The 22,353-nt window shown below is 67.3% G+C and carries 21 protein-coding genes; 8 read left to right on the plus strand and 13 right to left on the minus strand.

Going from position 1 to position 22,353, the window contains the following annotated elements; translation table 11 throughout:
* Positions 1-128 precede the first annotated feature (128 nt).
* Together AC1PLA_RS04815 and AC1PLA_RS04820 are read left to right on the plus strand one after the other, a co-directional pair.
* Positions 129-770 carry a glutathione S-transferase family protein gene (locus AC1PLA_RS04815; RefSeq protein WP_102254739.1) on the plus strand — a complete coding sequence of 214 codons (642 nt, stop codon included), beginning with the start codon at positions 129-131 and terminating at the stop codon, positions 768-770.
* Position 771: 1 nt separating this feature from the next.
* On the plus strand, positions 772-1,002 hold the full coding sequence (locus AC1PLA_RS04820) for a putative signal transducing protein (RefSeq protein ID WP_016900736.1): 231 nt from the start codon (positions 772-774) through the stop codon (positions 1,000-1,002).
* Between the two features lie 141 nt (positions 1,003-1,143).
* Here the strand turns inward: AC1PLA_RS04820 and AC1PLA_RS04825 are convergent, their stop codons facing one another.
* Genes AC1PLA_RS04825 through AC1PLA_RS04835 form a run of 3 tightly spaced genes read right to left on the minus strand, consistent with a single transcriptional unit; the run spans position 1,144 to position 4,219 of the window.
* Positions 1,144-1,608 carry a response regulator gene (locus AC1PLA_RS04825; protein WP_039530555.1) on the minus strand — a complete coding sequence of 155 codons (465 nt, stop codon included), beginning with the start codon at positions 1,606-1,608 and terminating at the stop codon, positions 1,144-1,146.
* Entirely contained in the window at positions 1,605-3,515 is a 1,911-nt protein-coding gene (locus AC1PLA_RS04830) for an ATP-binding protein (RefSeq protein ID WP_166772565.1), read from the minus strand. Before AC1PLA_RS04830 ends, AC1PLA_RS04825 begins: the two co-directional genes overlap by 4 nt.
* A complete protein-coding gene (locus AC1PLA_RS04835) occupies positions 3,512-4,219 on the minus strand; it encodes a helix-turn-helix transcriptional regulator (protein WP_047125944.1) in 708 nt (235 codons plus the stop codon). Before AC1PLA_RS04835 ends, AC1PLA_RS04830 begins: the two co-directional genes overlap by 4 nt.
* A gap of 124 nt (positions 4,220-4,343) precedes the next feature.
* Between AC1PLA_RS04835 and AC1PLA_RS04840 the strand changes: the two genes are divergently transcribed.
* Positions 4,344-4,859 carry an SgcJ/EcaC family oxidoreductase gene (locus AC1PLA_RS04840; RefSeq protein WP_047128182.1) on the plus strand — a complete coding sequence of 172 codons (516 nt, stop codon included), beginning with the start codon at positions 4,344-4,346 and terminating at the stop codon, positions 4,857-4,859.
* Positions 4,860-4,941: 82 nt separating this feature from the next.
* Positions 4,942-5,592 carry a peptide-methionine (S)-S-oxide reductase MsrA gene (gene msrA / locus AC1PLA_RS04845; RefSeq protein ID WP_065032008.1) on the plus strand — a complete coding sequence of 217 codons (651 nt, stop codon included), beginning with the start codon at positions 4,942-4,944 and terminating at the stop codon, positions 5,590-5,592.
* Positions 5,593-5,923: 331 nt separating this feature from the next.
* Here msrA and AC1PLA_RS04850 read toward each other — a convergent pair whose 3' ends face one another.
* The 6 genes from AC1PLA_RS04850 to ahpC all read right to left on the minus strand — a co-directional run bounded on the left by AC1PLA_RS04850 (position 5,924) and on the right by ahpC (position 12,147).
* Positions 5,924-6,493 (minus strand): type 1 glutamine amidotransferase family protein, encoded by a 570-nt coding sequence (locus AC1PLA_RS04850; protein ID WP_016900730.1) that lies wholly within the window; start codon positions 6,491-6,493, stop codon positions 5,924-5,926.
* A 337-nt stretch (positions 6,494-6,830) separates the two neighbouring features.
* Positions 6,831-7,796 carry a transaldolase gene (gene tal, locus AC1PLA_RS04855; protein WP_481105701.1) on the minus strand — a complete coding sequence of 322 codons (966 nt, stop codon included), beginning with the start codon at positions 7,794-7,796 and terminating at the stop codon, positions 6,831-6,833.
* A gap of 75 nt (positions 7,797-7,871) precedes the next feature.
* The gene (rnk, locus tag AC1PLA_RS04860) at positions 7,872-8,294 is read right to left on the minus strand and encodes a nucleoside diphosphate kinase regulator (protein ID WP_016900728.1); all 423 of its coding nucleotides are present in this window, start codon (positions 8,292-8,294) and stop codon (positions 7,872-7,874) included.
* 460 nt (positions 8,295-8,754) lie between these two features.
* Complete coding sequence (locus tag AC1PLA_RS04865; protein ID WP_024940621.1) at positions 8,755-9,696, minus strand: LysR substrate-binding domain-containing protein; 942 nt, start codon at positions 9,694-9,696, stop codon at positions 8,755-8,757.
* A gap of 79 nt (positions 9,697-9,775) precedes the next feature.
* On the minus strand, positions 9,776-11,368 hold the full coding sequence (ahpF, locus tag AC1PLA_RS04870; RefSeq protein WP_024940622.1) for an alkyl hydroperoxide reductase subunit F: 1,593 nt from the start codon (positions 11,366-11,368) through the stop codon (positions 9,776-9,778).
* Positions 11,369-11,583: 215 nt separating this feature from the next.
* Positions 11,584-12,147, minus strand: coding sequence for an alkyl hydroperoxide reductase subunit C (ahpC, locus tag AC1PLA_RS04875; protein WP_016900725.1), 564 nt, complete (start codon positions 12,145-12,147; stop codon positions 11,584-11,586).
* A 201-nt stretch (positions 12,148-12,348) separates the two neighbouring features.
* On the opposite strand from ahpC, the gene prmC reads away from it, so the two are divergent.
* Together prmC and pip are read left to right on the plus strand one after the other, a co-directional pair.
* On the plus strand, positions 12,349-13,200 hold the full coding sequence (gene prmC, locus AC1PLA_RS04880; protein WP_481105702.1) for a peptide chain release factor N(5)-glutamine methyltransferase: 852 nt from the start codon (positions 12,349-12,351) through the stop codon (positions 13,198-13,200).
* A 230-nt stretch (positions 13,201-13,430) separates the two neighbouring features.
* Positions 13,431-14,372, plus strand: a complete 942-nt coding sequence (pip, locus tag AC1PLA_RS04885) for a prolyl aminopeptidase (RefSeq protein ID WP_481105703.1) — start codon at positions 13,431-13,433, stop codon at positions 14,370-14,372.
* Between the two features lie 131 nt (positions 14,373-14,503).
* Here pip and AC1PLA_RS04890 read toward each other — a convergent pair whose 3' ends face one another.
* From AC1PLA_RS04890 to AC1PLA_RS04905, 4 genes are read right to left on the minus strand one after another with little or no spacing between them, the layout of a single operon-like run.
* Positions 14,504-15,289, minus strand: coding sequence for an N-formylglutamate amidohydrolase (locus AC1PLA_RS04890; RefSeq protein WP_481105704.1), 786 nt, complete (start codon positions 15,287-15,289; stop codon positions 14,504-14,506).
* On the minus strand, positions 15,282-15,833 hold the full coding sequence (locus AC1PLA_RS04895) for an NUDIX hydrolase (protein ID WP_481105705.1): 552 nt from the start codon (positions 15,831-15,833) through the stop codon (positions 15,282-15,284). Before AC1PLA_RS04895 ends, AC1PLA_RS04890 begins: the two co-directional genes overlap by 8 nt.
* The gene (locus AC1PLA_RS04900) at positions 15,830-16,798 is read right to left on the minus strand and encodes a 5'-3' exonuclease (RefSeq protein ID WP_221202393.1); all 969 of its coding nucleotides are present in this window, start codon (positions 16,796-16,798) and stop codon (positions 15,830-15,832) included. Before AC1PLA_RS04900 ends, AC1PLA_RS04895 begins: the two co-directional genes overlap by 4 nt.
* A 14-nt stretch (positions 16,799-16,812) precedes the next feature.
* On the minus strand, positions 16,813-17,388 hold the full coding sequence (locus tag AC1PLA_RS04905; protein WP_481105706.1) for a nitroreductase family protein: 576 nt from the start codon (positions 17,386-17,388) through the stop codon (positions 16,813-16,815).
* Positions 17,389-17,518: 130 nt separating this feature from the next.
* Here AC1PLA_RS04905 and AC1PLA_RS04910 point away from each other — a divergent pair, with 130 nt between their 5' ends.
* Complete coding sequence (locus tag AC1PLA_RS04910) at positions 17,519-19,765, plus strand: DUF1631 domain-containing protein (protein ID WP_212579208.1); 2,247 nt, start codon at positions 17,519-17,521, stop codon at positions 19,763-19,765.
* A gap of 222 nt (positions 19,766-19,987) precedes the next feature.
* The gene (locus tag AC1PLA_RS04915) at positions 19,988-22,345 is read left to right on the plus strand and encodes a DUF1631 domain-containing protein (RefSeq protein ID WP_481105707.1); all 2,358 of its coding nucleotides are present in this window, start codon (positions 19,988-19,990) and stop codon (positions 22,343-22,345) included.
* The last annotated feature ends 8 nt before the right edge of the window (positions 22,346-22,353 follow it).

The raw sequence follows: 22,353 nt of genomic DNA on the forward strand, positions 1-22,353 counted from the left end.
CGCCTTGCTGCCGGGGCCTGCATGGGCTGACCGCACCCAGGCCGGGTGCCATCGGCAGGCGGCACGACGGGCTGGCCGGCACCGCCGCCGGCGCGTACGCTGCGGCGATCCTTCGGAGTGCCTCACGCATGCCTTTGCCCCGCCTGGTGATCGGCGACAAGACCCTGTCCTCCTGGTCGCTGCGCCCGTGGCTGCTGCTGCGGCACTTCCAGGTACCGTTCGAAGAGATCGCGCTGCCGCTGGATACGCCGCAATTCCAGGCCCGCATCGCCGGTTATTCGCCCACCCGCAAGGTGCCGGTGCTATGGGACGACACCCTGCATGTCTGGGATTCGCTGGCGATCTGCGAATACGTCAACGAACGCTGGCTGGATGGCCGCGGCTGGCCGGCCGAGCTGTCGGTGCGGGCGCAGGCACGCGCGGCGGCGGCGGAAATGCACTCGGGCTTTGTGGATTTGCGCACCCAGCTGCCGATGAATCTGGCCCGCGCGCCTGGCCCGGCCCGCTGGGACGCGGCTGCCGAGCGCGACATCACACGCATCCAGGCGCTATGGGCCAGCCTGCGCGCCGAACATGGTCATGCCGGGCAGTTCCTGTGCGGCGACTTCGGCATTGTCGATGCGATGTTCGCCCCGGTCGCGCTGCGTTTTGCCAGCTACGGCGTGCCGCTGTTCGAGGCTGCCGGCGATTACCTGGCTGCACTGGATGCACTGCCGGCACTGCGCGAGTGGAAGCAGGACGCCGCGCGCGAACGCCTGGAGCGCGGCTGACATGCAGATCGCCTATCGCGCCAGTCACATCATCGACGCGCATCTGGCCAAGCACGCGCTGGAGGATGCCGGCATCACCGCCTTCGTGTTCGGCGAGTCGCTCTTGGGCGGCGCCGGGGAACTGCCTGCCTTCGGCGTGCTGCAGGTCTGCGTGGCCGACCTGCACCTGAGCCAGGCACAGGCGGTACTGGCAGAGATCGGCCTGTGCGGCGAGGTCACCCGCGCGCTGTAGCGCAGCGCCCGTCGTAGGAGCGCACCAGGGCGCGACGAGGCTGTGCCGATAAACGCCACGTCGCGCCCGGGTGCGCTTCTGCGCTGGTGTTATCGGCAAAGCCCCGGTCGCGCCCGGGTGCGCTCCTACGATTGGCGCGCGTCATTCCGGCTGGCGCCACCCTGGCGGCGCCGCATCCGGTGCGGCCAGCGCCCGCAGGCGCTTGAACAGCACGGTGGTTTCGGCCACGTTCCAGACCCGCAGCGCGACCTCGAAGGTATCCAGCGGCTTGGTCAAAAAGTCCTTGGCGCCCAGGCCCAGGGCGCGATGGCGCGCGCTGCGGCTGGGGTCGGCGGTGAGCACGATCACCGGCAGGAAGTGGCCAGGATCGGACAGCCGCGCCAGTTGTTCCAGCAGTGCATAGCCGTCCAGTTCCGGCATCTTCAGATCCAGCAGGATCAGGTCCGGCGCGAACGCCGACACCAGCCCCATCACCCGCAATGGGTCGGTGGTGGCGATGACCTGCTGGAAGCCTTCGCGCTGCAGCAGGTCTTCGAGCAGCCGCACATTGGCCGGCTCGTCGTCGACGATGAGGATGCGGGAAGCCAGGATTTCGTCGCGTGTCATGCCAGCAGTCCGTCGATCACAGTGAAGAATTCCGCCACATCAAGCGGCTTGGTCAGATACGCGCGCACGCCCTGATTGCCGACTCGCGCCAGGGTGGCGGTGGTGGCATCGGCACTGATCACCACCACCGGCACGCCGGCCGTGGCCGGCTGCGCCTGCAGCTCGCGCAGCAGTTCTTCGCCGTTGCCGTCGCTCAGATGCAGGTCCAGCAGGATCAGATCCGGCACGCCGTGCTGCAGCAGCGCGCGCGCCTGCGCCAGGCTGGCCGCTTCCAGCAGCTGCCATTGCGGGCGGCGTTCGCTGAGGGTGCGGATCAGGGCCTGGTTGGACGGGTTGTCTTCGATGCTCAGCAGCCGGCACACGCCCGTGCCCGCGTTACTCGGCGGCACGATGGCGCGTGCCGGCTCGCTGCGTTGCGGTTCGCCCTGCGGCAGCGAGATCCAGAAGCGCGCGCCATCGCGGCTGCTGTCCACGCCGATGCACCCGCCCATCGCCTCGATCAACCGCTTGCTCAGTGCCAGGCCCAGGCCGGTGCCTTCCACCGCCGAGCGCTCGGCACCCAGCCGCTCGAACGGCGTGAACAGCCGCTCGATCTGCGCCGGCGTCAGGCCCGCGCCCTGGTCGGCGACCGTGATGCGCACCTGCTCGCCATCCGGCTGCGCGCTCACCTGCACCTGGCCGCCGGTGCGATTGAACTTGACCGCGTTCGACAGCAGGTTGAGCAGCACCTGGCGCAGCCGCTGCGCATCGGCGCGCACTGTCCACGGCCCGTCGATGGCAGCCGGCTGCAACGCGATGCCGTGCTTGTCCGCGTCCGGGGCGATCAGGCCCAGCGCCTCGTGGACGGCCGCGCGCACCGAGATCGGCTCCGGGCTCAGATCCAGTTGGTCGGCTTCGATACGCGCGATGTCCAGCAGCTCGGTGATCAGCCCCAGCAGGTGCCGGCCGGCGCCGAGAATATGCTGCAGATGACGGCGATGCCCGGGCTCGGGCAGATCCATTTCCAGCACCTGCGCATAGCCCAGGATCGCGTTGAGCGGTGTGCGCAATTCGTGGCTGCTGCGCGACAGGAATTCGGTCTTTGCGCGGTTGGCGGTTTCTGCCTCGCGCCGTGCCAGTTGCGCTTCGGCCGCACGTGCGGCGAGCAGTTCGCTGGCCTGCGCCAGGCGCTGGCCGACCTGGCCCAGCTCGTCGCCGGCACGCGGTTGCGGCGCCAGCGGCAGGCCTTCGCCCAATCGGTCGGCGTTAGCCGCCAGCGTGCGCAGGCGCCCGGAAAGCGCCGAGGCGAACCACGCCACTGCAAACACTGCGCCCAGGCCGCCCAGCATTGCCGCACTTAAAGTGATGATGAGATTGCGCTGGCGCAGTCCCTGCGCTTTGGCGGTACGTACCTGCAATTGCGCGGTTTCGTAATTGCGCAGTTCGCGCAGTTCGGCACGCAGGATGTCGAGCTTGTACTTGCCGTCCCACAGCTGGCGGATCTCTTCTTCGCGGCTCAGATCCGGTGCCAGCAACCGGCGCCACCCCTGCATTTTTTCCGCAAACAACGGCTTGATGCGTGCAAACCGCTGCGCCTGCCCCGGGTCGGTGATGCGTTGCGACAGCCGTTCGGCCACCCGTTGCAGGCGCGGCTCGGCATCGCGGTACGGGGTGAGGAATTCATCGCGGCGCACCAGCCGATACCCGCGCACGCCGGCCGCGGTTTCGGCCAATAGCGCGTGTGCTTCGTACAGATCGCTCAACACTTCCAGCGTCTGCCGCACATCGTTTTCGGCGGCGATGTTCTGCCGCTCCACGCTGTAGATCGCCATCAAGGCCACCGCCAGCAGCAGCAGGGGCAGGGTCACCACCGCCAGGCTCTTGCGGGTGATCGGCCAATCGTTCCAACGCACCGCCATTGCATTCATAGCGCGAGTCCGGCTTGGACCGCGTACACCGCGGCCTGGGTGCGATCTTTTACCTCAAGTTTCTGCAGGATTCGCTCCACATGCACTTTGACCGTGCCGGGAGAAATCCCCAGTTCAGCTGCCAGCGTCGCATTGGTGAGGCCGCGTGGCAGCAGGGACAGCACCTGTTTCTCGCGTTTGCTGAGCGCGGTGAGGCGGTCGTCCTGCACCGGCTTGCGCCGACGCGTGGCGAGCGGTTTGGCCGGTTCGGCCACCATCGCCGGCAGCAGCAATGCGAAGGCCTGCAGCGCCTGCACATCGTCGTTGCCGGGGGCGGGACGGGTGTCGTTCCAGGCCACGCACAGCATGCCCAGGGTGCTGCCCAGCGCCTGGATCGGCACCTTGGCCTCGCGGATATCGGCCGGGCGCGGTGGCATCAGCCAGGCCGCTTCATGGCTGTCGCCGGCTGCGCTGGCACCTGGCGGCAATGCGCGGCCGCGGCTGGCCAGCACCTGCGCGCGCGGCCCGCGCTGTGCCAGCACCGCGCCATGTTCCAGGCCCAGCAACAGCAGCACCCGGCCCAGTACCGCGTCGCAGGCCTGTTCCGGCGTCTGTGCCTGACGCAGCGCCACCGCGACCTCCCAGAGCGCCTGCCAGCGTGCGCTGTCGGATGCTTCGCGGCGCAGCGTCAGGCGCCAATCGCCAGCATTGGTAGGGGTTTCCATGAGTTCGCTCTAGGCCGATCAGCATATTTGAGTATATGCCAGTCGGCAGAATTGTTGGGGCCGCTTGGTTTCGATACTGAGCTCGCCCGATGAGGCATCCCCCTCAACCACACGGAGATTTCCCATGCGTCGCACTCTGTTCTCTCTGGTTCTGGCTCTGGCTGCCACCCCGGCGCTGGCTGGCGGCGTGATGCACTACACCGACAAGGCCACGTTGCCGGCCGGCGGCGAAGAACGCGAAGTCGCCGCGCTGTTCGACACCTGGAACGCGGCACTGGCTACCGGCAATCCGGACAAGGTGGCCGATCTGTATGCCCCGGACGGTGTGCTGCTGCCGACCGTGTCCAACGAGGTCCGCGCCTCGCGCGAGCAGATCGAAAAGTACTTCGAGATGTTCCTGACCAAGAAGCCGCAGGGCGTCGTCAACTACCGCACTGTGCGTGTGCTCGATGACGACAGCGCGGTGGATGCCGGTGTCTACACCTTCACGCTGACCGACAAGAACGGCAAGAAGACCGACGTGCAGGCGCGCTACACCTTCGTGTACGAGAAGCGCGACGGCAAGTGGCTGATCATCAATCACCACAGCTCGGCGATGCCGGAAGTGGACACCGCCACCGCCTCGGTGACCAGGAAGTAACGCCGCATTGGCCGTAGTGGCTTGAAAGCCGCTACGGCCGGCGCCATCCAGCAGGCAATCCTCACGATTGCGGAGTTGCACCATGCTGGGAATCGGCGCTTTCAAACAACGCATGCCACGTCCGGGCGAGGCCTTACCCGGACGCGCGCAGGCACTACCGCTCCACAACACCCACCTGATCAACGGCCATCCGTTGCGTGGGGAATTCACCGGCCTGGCCCAGGTGCAGTTCGGGCTCGGCTGCTTCTGGGGTGCAGAACGCAAGTTCTGGAACCTGCCAGGGGTGTACACCACGGCGGTGGGTTACGCCGGCGGCGAGACACCCAACGCCACCTACGGCGAAGTGTGTTCCGGGCAGACCGGCCATACCGAAGCGGTGTTGGTGGTGTACGACGAAGCGGCGGTGTCGTTCGCACAGTTGCTGCGCACGTTCTGGGAAAGCCATGACCCCACCCAGGGCATGCAGCAGGGCAACGACGTCGGCACGCAATACCGCTCGGCGATCTATTGCACGACACAGGCGCAATACGACGCCGCGCTTGCCAGCCGCGATGCGTACCAGCAGCAACTGGACGCCGCCGGGTATGGCGCGATCACCACGGAGATCCGTTTCCCGGCGCCCACGTTCTACTACGCCGAAGACGATCACCAGCAATATCTCGCCAAGCATCCCAATGGCTATTGCGGGCTTGGCGGAACGGGAGTGAGCTGCCCGATCGGGCTGGATGCCTGACGGAAAGGCGGGCCGGATTGAAGCGCTGTCATCCACGTGATCGTGGCGGCGTGCCGATGGCCAACAGTGACCGGCAGCGTTATCACGATCAGGCAGCGCATGGGAGTGCATGCCAGGCAACTTGAATGGCTACGCCGGAGACGGCGTGGCCATCTTTTTTTTGCGGCGCGCGTAAGCCGCGCCGGCACCGCCGCGGGTGGCCGAGCGGCGAACCGGCCCGGCGGATCATTGCGGTCAATCCCGACAGCCAATCGGTGCGATGGATCGGTGCGGCGACCCACTGCATCCAGTCAGTGCAGCCAATGCGCCAGGCGTGCCGGAATCCGCTGGGTCAGACGAACTCGCCGGCGAACATGCCGCGCAGCTGGGCGAGCATGTCGGTGCGTTCCGGATGCAGCAGTCGCATGCAGGCAAGCGCGAAGCCGACCGGGCTGGTGCCGGGTGCGGTGATCACGCCATCGGCGGTCACCACCTTTTCGTGCCGGTATTGCGCAGCACCGGCATACGGCACCACGTGTTCCTGCAGGAAGGCCAGCGCGTTGCTGGTATGCGCGCGCTGATCGAGCAGGCCGGCATAGGCCAGGGCGATGGTGGCACCGCAGATCGCCGCAACCGGGCGCTGGTGCTGCACGCGCTCGACCAGCAGGCCGCTCAGGCCGGGGATTTCGCCGGCCTGCCAACGCTCGCTGCCGGGCAGGATCCAGAGATCGGCGTCCAGCGGCGCCAGATCGGAGAGGGCGAAGTCCGGGGTGATGCGCAGCCCGCCGATCGACTGCACCGGCTGACCATCGATGCTGGCAATGGCGACCTGGTCGCCGAACCATTCGCGCGCCGCCGGCAGGACAACGCCAATTTCCCAATCGGCCACGCCGTCGACCATCACCACTGCAATGTTTGCCATTGTCCGCTACGCCAGTTGAGGAACCCGGATTCTAGGCAGTGCGGGTTGCGCGGGTGTAAGCGACGTGTGGAGAACGACGCCGAACCGCGCGCCGATCAGGCCAAAACGCGCGCATGGCAGCACGGTGGCGGCTGTGCAGGCGTCGATGAGCCCACAAGCTCAACGTTGCCTGGAAAGTAAGGCAGCCCGAGGCCGGCCGCAGTTTCCAATGCCATCATCGCAAGAGGCGTTGCCTTACACGTCGTGGCTGCAGCGTGCTGCGCAGCCAGACTGCAAAAACCAAAACGCCCACAGCTACCAGGCTGCAGGCGTTGGTACTGCGAACCGCGCGCTGCAATCAGCCGGCGAGCTTGTCGGTGATGGTCTTGCGCAGTGCCTGCAGATCCTTGGCGAAGGCATCGATGCCGCTGGCCAGCTTTTCGGTGGCCATCGGGTCGGCCGCCAGATCGGTGGCGAAGCTGTCGCTGTCGATCGGGGTGATCTGCGCGTTATTGGCCTGCGCAGGCGAGAGCTTGCGCGGCAGTTCGCCATGTTCGGCGTCGAGCTTTTCCAGCAGCTCCGGCGAGATGGTCAGGCGATCGCAACCGGCCAGGGCTTCGATCTGCGCGGTGGAGCGGAACGAGGCGCCCATCACCACGGTGGACGAGCCGCGCTGCTTGAACTCGTTGTAGACCGTGCGCACGAACACCACGCCCGGATCTTCGTCGATGCTGGCCGGGGTCTGCCCCTGGGCGACGTAGTAGTCCAGGATCCGGCCGACGAACGGCGAGATCAGGAACACGCCGGCTTCCGCACAGGCCAGCGCCTGCGAGCGGTTGAAGATCAGGGTCAGATTGCAGTCGATGCCTTCGCGCTGCAGCTGGCGCGCGGCCTCGATGCCTTCCCAGGTGGCCGCGATCTTGATCAGGATCTTGTCCCTGGACACGCCACGCTCGGCGTACATCGCGATGAACTTGCGCGCCTTGGCGATGGTCGCCTCGGTGTCGTGCGCCAGGTCGGCATCGACCTCGGTGGAGACGCGGCCGGGGACCAGCTCGGCCAGCCTGACGCCGACGCCGATAGTGAGGCGGTCGGCCACTTCGTTGACGGTGCTGGTGCGGTCTTCGCCGCCGTGTTCGCGGCCCCAGGCCAGTTCGCGCTCGATCAGGTCGGCATACACCGGCAGATCCAATGCCTTTTTGACCAGGGTGGGATTGGTGGTGCAGTCGACCGGCTTCAGGCGCTTGATGGCGTCGTAGTCGCCGGTGTCGGCAACGACGACAGACAGGTCACGCAACTGGGCAAGCTTGGAAGGAGCAGTCATGCGGGTTCTCTCGAATCGTGGAACGGGTCGTGGATAGGACGCAGCGCGCTACGGTAGCGCGCCTGGCGTGGGAAGTCAGGCGCCGGCCAGGGCATGTTGATCGTGCACGGCGCTGACACGCAGACGCAGGTCGCGCCCGTCGGGCGTGCGCCAATCGATGCTCTGACCGACCGACAGGCCAAGCAACGCACTGCCGACCGGCGCCAGCACCGAGATGCGGCCGTGCTGCACATCGGCTTCGTGCGGATACACAAGGGTGAGCGTATGTCGTTCGCCATGCAGCTCATCTTCGCAATCGATGCGGGAGTGCATGGTGACGACATCGCCGGGAATCTGGTCGGGCGGCACGACGCGTGCACGGCCCAGTTCGTCACTCAGCGCGGTGGCGGCCGGGTGCTTGTTGAAAGCGGGGGAATCGAGCAGGGCCTCGAGCCGGGCGAGGTCATGGCTGGAAACCAGGATGGATGGCGGCAAGCCGCTGTGGTGCTGCGAAGTCATGGCAATCTCCTTGACGATGACGGCTCGCCAACATGGCAAGCCTCACTGCCCAGATGAGGGCGCCGCTGCCCGATCGCAATGCATGGCGAGATGGCGCAGTGCACGGCAGGTATCGGGCGAGGCCGGCGCGGCACCGCGAGTGACGGGCCGTGGCCAGCGCATCAGGCAGGCAGCGCTGCAGCGCCCAGGCGCGTGCCATCTGCCATCACCCAGCGACTGACTTGAAGTGCCTCGTGGGAGTCCACCACGTGCCAATGACACCGCAACTGCCACGTGCGTCCAGATACATCACGTCGTAACCACCCACCAAACAAAAAACGACGCTTGCGCGTCGCTTATGTCCGAGAACAGGTGAAAAAACATCCCGCCAAGCAACCGCAGCCATGAAACGATCTTGCGATTCCCGATTCCCGATTCCCGATTCCCGATTCCCGATTCCCGATTCCCGATTCCCGATCCCTCAGGCCGCAACCGCCTTAGGGCCCGTCGCCGGCTGGTCCAGCGTAAACAGGCTCTCCGGCAGCTCCTTGAACAACTGCGCCAGCTGCTCCAGGAACGCGGTCATGGCTGAGCTGCGGCGCCAGGCCATGGCGATACGGCGGCTGGGCTGCTTGTCTTCGCGGAAACGGATCAGGCGGATGTTCTCCGAGCGTGCAACCGGCGGCTTGACCGCCAGCAGCGGTAGCAAGGTCACACCGACGTTGGCAGCCACCATCTGGCGCAGCGTCTCCAGGCTGGTGGCCTGGAATTCGGATTTTTCCAGGGCGCCGGCAAGATGGCAGACATCCAGCGCCTGCTCACGCAGGCAGTGGCCGTCTTCCAGCAACAACAGCCGCTGCTCGGACAGATCGTCCAGCGTCATGCTGTCGTGGCGCGACAGCGGATGGCCTTCCGGCACGGCCAGCACGAAGGGTTCTTCGAACAGGAATTCGGCATGCAGCTGCTCATCCTGCAATGGCAGTGCGAGCAGCGCCGCATCCAGCCGGCCTTCGCGCAGCTGGTGCACCAGCTGATCGCTTTTTTCCTCGATCAGCAGCAGTTCCAGGCGCGGGAACCGCTCGCGGATCCGCGGCACCACATGCGGCAACAGATACGGCGCCAGGGTGGGAAAGATGCCCAGCCGCACGGTGCCGGCTTCCGGATCCTGGCTGCGCCGCGCGGCTTCCTTCATCTGTTCCACTTCGGCCACGATGCCGCGTGCGCGCATCGCCGCTTCGCGGCCGGCCGGGGTCAGCATCACCTTGCGCGGCGCACGTTCCACCAGCGGCACGCCGAGTTCGTCTTCGAGTTTCTTGATCTGTGTGGACAGCGTCGGTTGACTGACGAAGCAGGCCGTCGCAGCACGGCCGAAATGCTTGTGGTCGGCCAGGGCGACCAGATATTTCAGGTCACGCAGATTCATGTGCAGCAGCCCTCATTGCGGTAACGGGGTACGACTGGAGCTTAGCGCCCGGGCTGGCCGGGCGCTGGCTTGAGTGCGCTTATGCTGCCTGGGCGACGTTGTCGGCGCTGACCGGTGCACTGGAGCGGATCAGGTAATCGAACGCGCTCAACGCAGCCTTGGAACCTTCGCCCATCGCGATCACGATCTGCTTGTACGGCACCGTGGTGGCGTCGCCGGCAGCGAATACGCCCGGAACGTTGGTCTGGCCACGGTCGTCGACGATGATTTCGCCGCGTGGCGACAACGCCACCGAGCCCTTGAGGAATTCGGTGTTGGGCAGCAGGCCGATCTGCACGAACACGCCTTCCAGATCCACGTGCTGGATGTCGCCGCCGGTGCGATCCTTGTAGACCAGGCCGGTGACCTTCTGGCCATCACCCAGCACTTCGGTGGTCTGCGCGCTGGTGATGATGCGCACGTTGTGCAGGCTGCGCAGCTTGCGTTGCAGCACTTCGTCGGCGCGCAGCTTGTCGTCGAACTCCACCAGCGTGACATGCGCCACGATACCGGCCAGATCGATCGCCGCCTCGACGCCCGAATTGCCGCCGCCGATCACCGCCACGCGCTTGCCCTTGAACAGCGGGCCATCGCAATGCGGGCAATAGGCCACGCCCTTGTTCTTGTACTGGTCTTCGCCCGGCACGTTCATCTGCCTCCAGCGCGCGCCGGTGGACAGGATCACGGTCTTGCTCTTGAGCGAGGCGCCGTTGGCCAGCTTGATCTCGATCAGGCCATCGGCACCGGCCGGAATCAGCTGCTCGGCGCGCTGCAGGTTCATGATGTCCACGTCGTACTGGCGCACATGCTGCTCGAGCGCAGCGGCCATCTTCGGGCCTTCGGTTTCCGGCACCGAGATGAAGTTTTCGATCGACATGGTGTCCAGCACCTGGCCACCGAAACGCTCGGCGGCCACGCCGGTGCGGATGCCCTTGCGTGCGGCGTAGACGGCCGCTGCCGAACCGGCCGGGCCACCGCCGACCACCAGCACCTCGAAGGCGTCCTTGGCGGCGATCTTGGCGGCGTCGCGCTTGGCCGCGTTGGTGTCGAGCTTGGCCACGATCTGCTCCAGCGTCATGCGGCCCTGGTCGAACAGCTCGCCGTTCAAGTAGACGGTGGGCACCGACATGATCTGGCGGGTTTCGACCTCGTCCTGGAACCACGCACCGTCGATGGCCACGTGCTTGATGCGCGGGTTGAGCACGGCGGCAAGATTCAGCGCCTGCACCACGTCCGGACAGTTCTGGCACGACAGCGAGAAATAGGTTTCGAACTGGTAGTCGCCATCCAGGTGCTGCACCTGCTCGATCAGCTCGGCGGCGGCCTTGGACGGGTGGCCGCCCACTTGCAGCAGCGCCAGCACCAGCGAGGTGAACTCGTGGCCCATCGGCAGGCCGGCAAAGCGCAGCGAGATGTCCTGGCCCGGCGTGGTCAGTGCGAACGAGGGCTTGCGCTGGTTGTCATCGCGGTGGATGTCCAGGCTGATCTTGTCCGACAGCAGCACCAGATCCTCGAGCAGGTCGAGCATTTCGCGTGAGCCGGCGCTTTCGTCGATCGAGGCGTTGATCTGGATCGGACGGGTAACCCGTTCCAGGTAGGCGGTCAGCTGGGTCTTGAGGTTGGCATCCAACATGGAGAACTCCTGGTAATGGGCAAGGGGAGGGCGTGGCGTCGCTGCGCTGAGGCAGGTCGCCGGGGAGGAGGGGATGAACCGCAGCCGGCGCAATGTCGGGAGTGCGTGCTGGCGATGGCTGGCGGGCAGCCCGGCACCGGCTCCGGTTCACCCCCGGCCCAGTGCTGGGCCGGAGATGCTCCGGCCTCAACCACAGGCCGGAGGTGTCAGTCGGTTTAGATCTTGCCGACCAGGTCCAGCGACGGAGCCAGGGTCTTGGCGCCTTCCTTCCACTTGGCCGGGCAGACCTGGCCGGGGTTGTTGGCGACGAACTGGGCAGCGGTCAGCTTGCGCAGCGTCTCGGTGACGTCGCGGGCGATCGCGTTGTCGTGGATCTCGAGGGTCTTGATCACGCCGTCCGGATTGATGATGAAGGTGCCGCGCAGGGCCAGGCCTTCTTCTTCGATGTGCACGCCGAACGCACGGGTCAGCTTGTGGGTCGGATCGCCGATCAGCGGGAACTGCGCCTTGCCAACGGCCGGCGAGGTTTCGTGCCACACCTTGTGCGAGAAGTGCGTATCGGTGGTGACGATATAGACCTCGGCGCCTGCCTTCTGGAACGCGGCATAGTTGTCGGCGGCGTCTTCCACTTCGGTCGGGCAATTGAAGGTGAAGGCGGCCGGCATGAAGATCAGCACCGACCACTTGCCCTTCAGGCTGGCCTCGGTGACTTCGATGAAGTTGCCGTTGTGGTACGCATTCGCCTTGAACGGCTGGACCTGAGTGTTGATAAGAGACATTGAGTTTCCTCGTGCGATGAAGGAGGGCGGGGGATGGAACAGTCGCCATGGTAGGTAGGATCGATAGATTTCTCAAATCGATTGATGGAATTGTATAGATAGGCTGTGGCTATCAAGTTTGCAGACGGCGTCTGCCGCTGCAGGGGCCGATTCCATCTCCGATAATGGTCAGCCGATGTTGCGCATGAGTGAATGATACGTATGAGTGAGGACCCAGCCGGTCTTGCCGCCGAGCAGTTGCTGCGGCGTGCGGTCGAGCGGATCGAGCGCAGTGATGCCGAGCCGCTGCTGCTGCACGCGCTGGGCCGCGACCGCGCCTGGCTGTTCGCGCATGGCCGCGATCCGGTCGAGCCGTCGGTCGCGCAGGCGTTCGAGTCATTGGTGCAGCGGCGCCAGGCCGGCGAACCGGTGGCCTACCTGACCGGCACGCGGGGGTTCTGGACGCTGGATCTGGCGGTCTCCACCGCCACGCTGATCCCGCGCGCCGACACCGAGGTGCTGGTCGAGCTGGCACTTGAGCGCCTGGACGCCCGGCCAGGCCGCCGCGTTGCCGATCTGGGTACCGGCAGCGGCGCGATCGCGCTGGCCATCGCCAGCGAGCGGCCGCAGGCACTGGTGATCGCCACCGATGCCAGTGCGGCGGCGCTGGCGGTTGCTCGGCGCAATGCCGACAGCCACCGCTTGCGCAATGTCGAATGCCGGCAGGGCAGCTGGTTCGCGCCGCTGGCCGGCGAGCGCTTCGACCTGATCGCCAGCAACCCGCCGTATATCGCCGCGCAGGATCCGCATCTGGGCGAAGGCGACCTGCGCTACGAGCCGGCCAGTGCGCTGGCTTCCGGCCCCGATGGCCTGGACGACATCCGCCTGATCGTCGCCGATGCGCCTGCGCATCTGCTGCCGGGCGGCTGGCTGCTGCTCGAACACGGCTGGGACCAGGGCGCGGCGGTGGCCGCGCTGCTGCAGGCGCGTGGCTTCGACGCGGTGGCCACGCATCAGGACCTGGAGCAGCGTGACCGGGTGACGTCGGGGCGCTGGTCGCCCGCCGCGGGCTAGCGCAGCCACGGAGCGGTCGCCAGGTGGAGGGGGACGGCGCGCTCAGAGCTGAAACAGGACATGCCGATTCCGGGCACCGACCGCGCCCGTCCGGCGCTGCGTGCAGGAGTCTTGCTCCGTCGCTCCACTCCTCGCGCTTCGCCGTGCGCCCGCCCTTGCTCGATCGCATGGGGCGCCCGCGTGTGCAGACCGGGTGCCGATACACTAGCGGTTTCCCGCAGGACCGACGCATGCGCACGCTCTATCCCGAGATCACGCCGTACGACCACGGCACCCTCCAGGTCGACGACCGCCACACCCTGTATTTCGAACAGTGCGGCAATCCGCAGGGCAAGCCGGTGGTGATGCTGCACGGCGGCCCCGGCGGCGGTTGCAACGACAAGATGCGGCGCTTCCATGACCCGGCCAAGTACCGCATCGTGCTGTTCGACCAGCGCGGCGCGGGCCGCTCCACCCCGCATGCCGATCTGGTGAACAACACCACCTGGGACCTGGTCGCCGATATCGAGCGCCTGCGCGAACACCTGGGCATCGCGCGCTTGCAGGTGTTCGGTGGCAGCTGGGGCTCGACCCTGGCGCTGGCCTATGCGCAGACCCATCCGCAGCAGGTCACCGAGCTGGTGCTGCGCGGCATCTTCCTGCTGCGCCGTTTCGAGCTGGAATGGTTCTATCAGCAGGGCGCCAGCCGGCTGTTTCCGGATGCCTGGGAGCATTACGTCAACGCGATTCCAGTGGTGGAGCGCGCCGATCTGATCTCCGCCTTCCATCGCCGCCTGACCAGCGACGACGAAGCCACGCGTCTGGCCGCGGCCAAGGCGTGGAGCGTGTGGGAAGGTGCCACCAGCTTCCTGCATGTGGACGCCGACTTCGTCACCGGACACGAGGACGCGCACTTCGCCCTGGCGTTCGCGCGCATCGAGAACCACTACTTCGTCAACGGCGGTTTCTTCGAGGTCGAAGACCAGCTGCTGCGCGACGCGCACCGCATCGCCGACATCCCCGGTGTGATCGTGCAGGGGCGTTACGACGTGGTGTGCCCGATGCAAAGCGCCTGGGACCTGCACAAGGTCTGGCCGAAGGCGCAGCTGCAAGTCAGCCCGGCATCGGGGCATTCGGCTTTCGAGCCGGAAAATGTCGATGCGCTGGTGCGCGCCACCGACGGGTTCGCTTGAGCGCAACCGCGAGCGTGCACGGGAAGCTGCAGCAGCGCTCGCGCGCCAGCGGTAGGAGCGCACCCGGGCGCGACGTAGGGTAACGGGACGGCCTGTCGCGCCCGGGTGCGCTCCTACGGTGACTGCTGGAGTCAGTGCGGCAGCAGCGCCTGCGCCAGCGGCGGCAGGATGCGTGCCAGGCGCTGTGCCCACGCCTGTTGCCCGGCGGCATCGGCAATCAGGTCCTGGCGCAGTTCCAGCTCCACATGCAGCAGGCCGCGGCCTTCGCCATAGACCGGAATCGCATAGTCGCTGGTGTCGCTTACCGCGTAGGGCTGGTTGTCGCCAACCACCAGATCTGGCTCGTTGCGCAGGGCCTGCAGCAGGCGATGCGCCAGCCGCGTGTCGCGGTTGTACAGCACGCCGGCATGCCAGGGCCGTGCATTGCCGGCCATGATCGGCGTGAAGCTGTGCATCGACACCAGCACGGTGGGTTGCCCGCGCTGTGCGCGTGCATCCAGTTCCGCCGCAATGCGTGCGTGGTACGGCGCAAAGATCGCATCGATGCGCTGCTGCCGATCGTCGGCCGACAGCTGCAGGTTGCCCGGAATCGAGGTGCCGTCGCTGATCTCGGGCATCAGCGTGGCCGAAGCATGCGGGCGATTGCAGTCGATCACCAGGCGCGAGTAGGTCTGCGCGATGGCGACCGCATCCAGCGCATCGGCCAGCAGGCGGGTGACCTCGGCAATGCCGATATCCCAGCCGATGTGGCGGTCCAGCTCCTGCTGCGGCAGGCCCAGATTGGCCAGCCGCGCCGGCACGCGCTGACCGGCGTGGTCGGCGATCAGCAGCCATGGCGAGGCGGCCTGCGGGTTGTGCACGCTGAACGGTGCGGGATCGTCAGCGCCCAGCAGGCGGGCAGCGGTCGCTTCAGCCACTCGGGGTGCCGTCCAGTGCGTGATCGACCAGATACAGCCCGGCCCACAGCTTGGGATCCATCTGATAGCCCTCGGCCATCTTCTGCACCAGCCAGGCGCCGACCTGCGCGCGCGGGATCTCGTGCACGGTGATGTCCTCGCTGGCGTCGCCGCCGCCTGCGCCGACCTTGCGCAGACCGGTGGCGCGCACGAAGGCGATCTTCTCGCTGCTGGCGCCGGCCGAGGTGGGGCCGATCATCAGCACTTCGGCGTGCTCGGCGGTCCAGCCGGTTTCTTCTTCCAGCTCGCGAATGGCCGACAGCTCGATCGACTCGTCGACATGCACGTCGCCAACCAGACCGGCCGGCATTTCGATGGTGCGGGCCTGCAGCGGCACGCGGAACTGTTCGACGAACAACATGGCATCGTCCGGAGTCACCGCCACGATGATCGCGGCCAGGCCGCCGGCGTGCACGCGTTCGGAATATTCCCAGGTGCCGCGCACGACCATGCGCTGGTACTTGCCTTCGTAGACCACGGTGGGTGGGGTGTCGTGTCGGTTCATGGGTGCAGGCCTTGTTCCAGGGAAACGGGAGTGCGCGGTGCCGGCGCGCCGCCGCAGGCGGCCAGCAACCTGCGCCGGGTGAGCGGGCCGAAGCGCAGGCTCTCGCACAAGCCGCCCAGCATGTCGGTATCGGCTGGCGCGCGCGTGAAACCGGCATCGGTCAGCGCCAGCGGCGCGTCAAGTGCGATGGTGGTGAGCTGACGCCACAGCAGTGCGTGCTCGCGTTGCTCGCGCAGTCGCGCGGCCATCTGCGCCGCGCCGCGCAGGCGCAGGAACGGGATCTCGTCGATGCGCTCCAGCAAGGCATCCAGGCTGCCGAAATGCGCCAGCAGGACCGCCGCCGATTTGGCGCCGATGCCGGTGACGCCGGGAATGTTGTCGATCGCATCGCCGCACAGCGCCAGGTAGTCGGCGATCTGATGGGCGTGCACGCCGTGGCGCGCCTTGACCCCGTCCATGCCCCAACGCAGGTTGCGCGCGTAATCCCACTGCTCGTCGTGCTCGAGCAGCAGCTGCGACAGGTCCTTGTCGGCCGACACGATCACCCCGCGCAGGCCGTGCGCACGCACGCTGTGCAAGGCGCTGCCGATCAGGTCGTCGGCCTCGTAATCGCGGTGCGCCAGCACGCTCAGGCCCAATGCTGCGCACAGCGCCTTGCAATGCGCGAACTGGCGCCGCAACGCATCCGGTGCCGGGGTGCGATTGCCCTTGTAGGCCGGGTAGAGCGCATGCCGAAAACAGCTGTCCAGCGCCTCGTCGAAGGCGATGGTGATGTGTTGTGGATCCTCGCGTTCGAGCAGGTCGAGCAGGAAGCGCGCAAAGCCGTGCACGGCATTGGTCGGCCAGCCTTGCGCATCCTGGAATTCGTCCGGGATCGAATGCCAGGCGCGGAACACGTACAGGCTGGCATCGACCAGATACAGCGGGGTCGGGCGGCTGATCGCTGCCGGCGCACCTGCAAGCATGGGAGTGTGCGTGGTCACGGGGTCCAGTCGCGCAGCAGCGCACGCGGGTCCGGGCGTTCGCGCTCTGGCACCTGCAGGCGCGGGGTGCCGATATGGATGAAACCGGCGATGCGCTCGTTCTGCTCCAGCCCCAGATAGCCGGCCACCGCCGGGTCGTAGGCCATCCACGCGGTCAGCCACTGCGCGCCGAAGCCATGCGCCTGCGCAGCCTGCAGCAACGCAAAACATACGCAGCCGGCGGTGAGCAGCTGTTCCTGCTCGGGCACCTTGTGCCCGGGGCGCAGCGCGGCGATCACCACGATCACCAGCGGCGCATCGTTGAAACGGTTGCGGTCTTTTTCGACTGCGGCGGGCGGCGTCAGCGGATCGGCGGCCAGGCTGCGCTCGGCCAGGAAATCGCCCAGTGCCTGGCGGGCATCGCCGCTGATGCGCAAGAAACGGAACGGCACCAGCTTGCCGTGGTCGGGCACGCGCACTGCCGAGGTGAGCATGCGCAGCAGGGTGTCTTCATCCGGGCCGGGTTCGCCCAGCTGTTTGGAGGGGACCGAGCGGCGCGCGTCCAGCGCCTGGAGCGAATATGGTGCGTGCATAATTCCGGGTCGAGGCGAGGATGCGGGCAATTATAGACGGGCCCTTCCCAACGCCCGCCGCATCATGGGTGGCGGGCCGATGCCGGCTCGGTCGTGACATCCCTTCCATGTTCGTCCTGTGCGCCGCCCGATGACCCAGTTCGTATCTACCCCCGTGCTCCCCAGCCGCAATCCGCAGTTGCTCGATCAGGTCCGCGAGATCGTGCTGGTGCCGCTGGCCGAGGCCTTTGTCCAATTCCAGGACACCTTGGCCGAGGCGCTGTTCCGGCTGGCGGCCGATGCCGGCCCGGCCCAGAACGACTTCCTGGAAGCCATCCAGGCGGTGCGGCAGCAGCGCGAGCCGATCACCGCGCGTTTTCGCGGGCATCTGGCCAAGGCCTGGCAGGGGCTGGAATCCGGGCGGCCGTTGTCGGCCGATCGCAGCCTGGGACGTGGTGCGGCCGGGCTGACCCTGCTGCCCGAGCAGGACCTGGAGGTGCGCCTGGCGGTGCGCAACCTGGCCGGCGCGCTGCAGCACCAGTGGCGCACGGAGCTGATGCGGCTCAATCGCTATCTCGGCTTCATTGCCGGCGGGCTGCGTATCGACGGCGACAGCAATCCGTTCGGGCCGGAGCATCTGGGCGTGGCCCTGTACGAGGCCTTTCAGGGGGTGACGCTGGCGCCCAAGGCGCATCTGGCGGTGATCAAGGTCTGCGAGCAGCACCTGATGGAACGCGTCGGCCAGCGCTACGGCGCGCTGGAACAGGCGCTGGCGCAGGTGGCGCGCTTGCGCGAGTTGCCGCAGCCGCGCAGCCGGCGGCGCGGCATTCCGCGCCAGGACGAAGGCGCTGGCGAGCAGGCCGCCGAGACGCCGGACTGGATCGCGCGCTTCTTCGCCGACTGGTCGGGCGGGCAGGGCGCGTTGGCCGGCGTCGAGGCGATCGACGTGCATCTGCGCAGCGGCCGCGAGCTGTTGCCGGCCGGCCTGCACCATTTGCTGCAGCATGCCCGCCGCCAGCGCGAACCCGATGGCGACACGCCCGCACCTGCCGGGCAGCGCCTGTTGTCGCCGCGCGAGGTGGTGTCGGCGCTGTCGCTGCTGCAGACCATGCCTGCGGCCGGCTTCGATGCCATCGACGGCAACGATTCGAGCCTGGCGCCTGGCCTGCGGCAGCAGGTCAGGCGCGCCGCCGCCGCGCTTGGGGTGGATCCGGCCACCACCTGCCTCAACCCCGACGACGAGGACGCGCTGGATCTGGTGGCCTTGTTGTTCGCCGCGATCCTGCTGCAGAGCCATCTGTCCGATACGCAGCGCAGTCTGCTCGGCCAATTGCTGGTGCCGATGGCCAAGCTGGCGATGCTGGACGGCCACCTGTTCGTGCGCGACGGCCATCCGGCGCGCCGCCTGCTCAACCTGTTGGTCGACGCCTGCGATGGCAATGCCGGCGAAACCGCGGCAGAGCAGGCCTTGCTCGGCCAGGTGCAGGCGGTGATCGACACGGTGGTGCGCGACTTCGACGAGCATCCGGGGCTGTTTCTGACGCTGGAGGCCGAGTTCGGCGCCAGTTACGAACAGTATCGGCGCCGGGTGGAAATCGCCGAGCGCCGCGCCAGTGAATTGCAGCGCGCCGAAGAACGCCGCGAAGCCGCACGCAGCATTGCCGCGCAGGCGCTGGCAGAGCGCTTGGCGCGCGGGCCGCTGCCGCCGCTGGTCGAGCACTTCCTCGGCCGCGTCTGGCAGCCGTATGTGCAACAGGCGGCGTTGCGTGGCGACGGCGCCGGCCCGGCGTTGGAAGCCGCCCTGGCCCTGGGCGATGCGGTGTTGGCGCAACTGGGTGCTGCGCCTGGTGACACTGCGCTGGAGCCGCAGCGTGCGCAGCTGCTGCAGGCTTTTGCGCTGGCCGGCCTGGCGCAACGCGACGCCGAGCTGGCCCTGCAGGAACTGCAGCGCGCGCTGCTGTCCACGCCATCGTTGCCGGCTGCGGGAGCGCCGGATCCGGCCCTGTTTGCGCCGACCTTGAGCGCGCTGCGCCCGAGCCCCGGTCCGGCCGAGCAGGTCGGCGAGCCGCTGACGCCGATGCTGGATGCCACCGCGCAGGTGGAATTCGATCGTGTCACCGCCGATTTCTTCCGCGGCATGGCGCTCGGCACCTGCCTGGAGTTCGTCGACCGGCACGGCCGTGTGCAGGCCGGCAGGTTGTCCTGGATCAGCCCGATTTCCGGGCGGCTGATGTTCGTCAACCGGCGCGGCGGGCGGCTGTGCGTGTCCTCGCCGGAGGAGCTGGCGATGATGGTGTGGCTGGACCGCCTGCGTCTGCACCGCGACGAGGACGCGTTCTACAGCGCGATGCAGGGTGTCGTCGATGCGCTGGACCGGCCGCACATGCTGAAGGCTTAACCCCCGCAGGCGGTTAATACGCGCTGGCAAGCGCCACCGCAGCGATGCACGCTAGGATGTCCGACTGACACGCAAACCCTGGGCGGTCACGACTAAAGTGCGAATTGCGTCACACTTAACAAACGAGCGAAACGCCTACCATGCGGTGGCGGAATTTGGGGCCGCGTCTGTTTCCTTTCGTTTGAATATTTTCACGCCTGCAGGGGCGGGGAGCCTTTGCGCATGACTTTTCAGCCCAGTCCGTTGGGACATCCGGGCCGTGACCAACGCTTGCTCGAACAGGCGTACGCCGTGTTCGTGCCCGCACTCGCGCAGGTTTTTGCAGCTGCAGTCGCACACTTTGACGATGTGCTGTTCGATCGCGCCGAATCCGCGGGAACATCGCAGTTGCTGTTTCTTGATGGCATGCGCGAGTTGCGCCGCAAGCGCGACGAAGTGGCCACGCAGTTCCGCCAGCAGCTGGACGACGGCTGGCAGGCGTTGCTGCTGGGCGAGCCCTTGTCGGCCGAGGTGGTCCTGGCAGGCGACATCGGCACCGGCCCGCTGAGTCTGGTGCCCGAACACGTGCTCGAATCGCGGCTGGCGGTGCGCAACCTGGCCACCGTGCTGCTGCGCGACTTCAAGCAGGTGCTGGCGCGGGTGGACCGCCGACTGGGCTGGATCGCCGGTGGCCTGGAGCTGGTGGCCGACACCAACCCGCTCGGTCCGGAACATCTGGGCGTGGCGATCCACGAAGCCTTCGCCACCTGCGACCTGGCGCCGGAAGTGCGCCTGGTGCTGATCAAGCTGTGCGAGCGCGACCTGGCCGAGCCGATCGGCAAGTTGTATGCGCGCTTGGACGAGACGCTGGCCAAGGCCGGCGTCATGCCGGAAATCTCCCAGCCCAAGCGCCCGCCGCCGCGCGTGCAACCGCGTGGCGACACGCCCGAGGAGCGTGCCCAGGCCGAAGCCCAGGGCGCGGCTGCCGACATGGGCGGCGACGACCAGAGCGACCAGTACGCACCGGCCTGGGCCAACCGCTTCCTGGACCGCTGGGCGCATAGCCGCGGCCGCATGCAGGCCGCCGCCCAACGTGGCCAGGCCGGCGGCGGCGCTGCCGGCGGCATGGATGGTGGCGAGGCCGATCACCCCGGCGGTAGCCAGGGCATGTTGTTGGAGGCGCTGCACGAACTGCTGCAGCAGACCCGCAGCGTGCGCGACAACACCGCCTCTGCCGCATCGGTGGCGGTGGACCAGCAACGCCCGCTGAGCCAGCGCGAGATGATGTCGGTGCTGTCGCTGCTGCAGGCCACGCCGAGCGCGACGCTGCAGGCAGCCATCGGCGACGACACCGAGTCGCTGGCGCAGCGGCTGAAGAACGAAGTGCTGTCCAGCGCCACCCGGCTGGGCGTGGACCCGGCGACCGCGCGCCTGGACCCGATGGACGAGGATGCGATCGATCTGGTCGGCATGCTGTTCGACGTGATGCTGGACGAGCGCGATCTGGAAAACCGCTCGCGCGAAATGATCGGCCGGCTGGTGGTGCCCTTCGTCAAGGTCGCGCTGCTGGACCGCAAGATGTTCGTGCAGAAGACCCACCCCGCGCGGCGCCTGCTCAATTCGCTGGCCGAGGCCTGCGAAGGCAACAACGGCGACAGCGCTGCCGAGCGCGTGCTGATGGGCAAGGTCGAGGAAATCGTCGACCGCCTGGTGGCCGAATTCAACGAGAACCTGGCGATCTTCCTGACCCTGGAAGAGGAATTCCGCGATTTCCTGTCGCAGCACCGGCGCCGGGTGGAAATCGCCGAGCGGCGCGCCACCGAAACCCAGCGCGGCCAGGAAAAGCTCGAGCTGGCACGCAGCCGCGCGTTGTCGGAGCTGGAACAGCGCACGCAGGCCGGCACGCCGCTGCCCAGGGCCGTGGAGGATTTCCTGCGTCAGCCGTGGCTGCACCATCTGACCATGGCGATCCTGCGCGATGGCGACGAAGGTCCGGGCACCGTCGAGGCACTGGCCCTGGCCGATGGCGTGCTGGAAGAACTGGCCGAGGCGCGTCGCCACATCGTCGGCAAGCCGTGGCTGCAGGTCTGGCAACCGGCATTGCATCGCGTGTTTGCCAGCGTGGGCCTGCATGGCGACGCGGTGGTGGTGGCGATCACCGCATTGCACGACACCTTGCAGGCCATTGCCGAAGCGCGCCCGGAGCTGGAAAAGGCCTTGCCGGAGTTGCCGCAGGTCAACCTGCCGCCGCCGGCTGCCGAAAGCGTCAGCGTGGTGCTGGGGGCCGAGGCGGTGGCGCAGAGCATCGACAGTGCCGATGCCGAGCGTTTCCGCGCGATGGATATCGGTACCTGGCTGGATTTTGTCGACAAGGACGGCAAGGTGCAGGCGGGCAAGCTGTCGTGGGTGAGCCCGATCTCGCAGCGGCTGCTGTTCGTCAATCGCCGCGGCGTGCGCTTCTGCGTCGCCTCGCCGGAAGAACTGGCGGTGATGGTGCGCCTGGGCCGGCTGCGCGAACACATCAATGACGGCGCCTTCGACAGCGCCATGCAGGGTGTCATCGACCGCCTGGATCCGTTGCACAACAGCACCGTGCACTAGCGGGTGCC

The organism is Xanthomonas sp. NCPPB 1826, from assembly GCF_056725285.1.

Bases quoted from the DNA above. Each gene is read 5' to 3' on its own strand.
- msrA (WP_065032008.1), top strand. From the start codon at position 4,942: ATGCTGGGAATCGGCGCTTTCAAACAACGCATGCCACGTCCGGGCGAG.
- AC1PLA_RS04815 (WP_102254739.1), top strand. From the start codon at position 129: ATGCCTTTGCCCCGCCTGGTGATCGGCGACAAGACCCTGTCCTCCTGG.
- AC1PLA_RS04900 (WP_221202393.1), bottom strand. From the start codon at position 16,798: ATGCTTGCAGGTGCGCCGGCAGCGATCAGCCGCCCGACCCCGCTGTAT.
- tal (WP_481105701.1), bottom strand. From the start codon at position 7,796: ATGACTGCTCCTTCCAAGCTTGCCCAGTTGCGTGACCTGTCTGTCGTC.
- AC1PLA_RS04895 (WP_481105705.1), bottom strand. From the start codon at position 15,833: ATGAACCGACACGACACCCCACCCACCGTGGTCTACGAAGGCAAGTAC.
- AC1PLA_RS04825 (WP_039530555.1), bottom strand. From the start codon at position 1,608: ATGACACGCGACGAAATCCTGGCTTCCCGCATCCTCATCGTCGACGAC.
- AC1PLA_RS04820 (WP_016900736.1), top strand. From the start codon at position 772: ATGCAGATCGCCTATCGCGCCAGTCACATCATCGACGCGCATCTGGCC.
- AC1PLA_RS04865 (WP_024940621.1), bottom strand. From the start codon at position 9,696: ATGAATCTGCGTGACCTGAAATATCTGGTCGCCCTGGCCGACCACAAG.
- AC1PLA_RS04905 (WP_481105706.1), bottom strand. From the start codon at position 17,388: ATGCACGCACCATATTCGCTCCAGGCGCTGGACGCGCGCCGCTCGGTC.
- ahpC (WP_016900725.1), bottom strand. From the start codon at position 12,147: ATGTCTCTTATCAACACTCAGGTCCAGCCGTTCAAGGCGAATGCGTAC.
- AC1PLA_RS04850 (WP_016900730.1), bottom strand. From the start codon at position 6,493: ATGGCAAACATTGCAGTGGTGATGGTCGACGGCGTGGCCGATTGGGAA.
- AC1PLA_RS04910 (WP_212579208.1), top strand. From the start codon at position 17,519: ATGACCCAGTTCGTATCTACCCCCGTGCTCCCCAGCCGCAATCCGCAG.
- ahpF (WP_024940622.1), bottom strand. From the start codon at position 11,368: ATGTTGGATGCCAACCTCAAGACCCAGCTGACCGCCTACCTGGAACGG.
- AC1PLA_RS04830 (WP_166772565.1), bottom strand. From the start codon at position 3,515: ATGAATGCAATGGCGGTGCGTTGGAACGATTGGCCGATCACCCGCAAG.
- rnk (WP_016900728.1), bottom strand. From the start codon at position 8,294: ATGACTTCGCAGCACCACAGCGGCTTGCCGCCATCCATCCTGGTTTCC.
- AC1PLA_RS04835 (WP_047125944.1), bottom strand. From the start codon at position 4,219: ATGGAAACCCCTACCAATGCTGGCGATTGGCGCCTGACGCTGCGCCGC.
- AC1PLA_RS04840 (WP_047128182.1), top strand. From the start codon at position 4,344: ATGCGTCGCACTCTGTTCTCTCTGGTTCTGGCTCTGGCTGCCACCCCG.
- pip (WP_481105703.1), top strand. From the start codon at position 13,431: ATGCGCACGCTCTATCCCGAGATCACGCCGTACGACCACGGCACCCTC.
- prmC (WP_481105702.1), top strand. From the start codon at position 12,349: ATGAGTGAGGACCCAGCCGGTCTTGCCGCCGAGCAGTTGCTGCGGCGT.
- AC1PLA_RS04915 (WP_481105707.1), top strand. From the start codon at position 19,988: ATGACTTTTCAGCCCAGTCCGTTGGGACATCCGGGCCGTGACCAACGC.